Below are 522 nucleotides of genomic sequence, written 5' to 3'. Positions count from 1 at the left end.
GGTGGCGTGACCTTTGCTGCTCGTCCGCAGGACCACAGTCAAAAAGTTAACAAGAAGATGTACCGCGGCGCGCTGAAAAGCATCCTGTCCGAACTGGTACGTCAGGATCGTCTGATCGTTGTCGAGAAGTTCTCTGTAGAAGCGCCGAAAACTAAGCTGCTGGCACAGAAACTGAAAGACATGGCTCTGGAAGATGTGCTGATCATCACCGGTGAGCTGGACGAAAACCTGTTCCTGGCTGCGCGCAACCTGCACAAGGTTGACGTACGCGATGCAACTGGTATCGACCCGGTTAGCCTGATCGCCTTCGACAAAGTCGTAATGACTGCTGATGCTGTTAAGCAAGTTGAGGAGATGCTGGCATGATTCGTGAAGAACGTCTGCTGAAGGTGCTGCGTGCACCGCACGTTTCTGAAAAAGCGTCTACTGCGATGGAAAAATCCAACACCATCGTACTCAAAGTTGCTAAAGACGCGACCAAAGCAGAAATCAAAGCTGCTGTGCAGAAACTGTTTGAAGTCG

At 51.1% G+C, this 522-nt stretch carries 2 protein-coding genes; both read left to right on the top strand.

The window, feature by feature from the left end; all coding sequences use genetic code 11:
* On the top strand, positions 1-366 hold a 366-nt coding region (gene rplD / locus ACS8YF_RS20165; RefSeq protein ID WP_440851828.1), incomplete at its 5' end, for a 50S ribosomal protein L4.
* The coding region (gene rplW / locus ACS8YF_RS20160; RefSeq protein WP_440851829.1) for a 50S ribosomal protein L23 at positions 363-522 on the top strand (160 nt) is incomplete at its 3' end. The genes rplD and rplW, both read left to right, overlap by 4 nt.

Source organism: Salinisphaera sp. SWV1, assembly GCF_052044155.1.
GTDB lineage: Bacteria > Pseudomonadota > Gammaproteobacteria > Nevskiales > Salinisphaeraceae > Salinisphaera.
The sequence above is the reverse complement of the archived record's forward strand: the minus strand, read 5'-3'. Positions and strand labels throughout refer to the sequence as shown.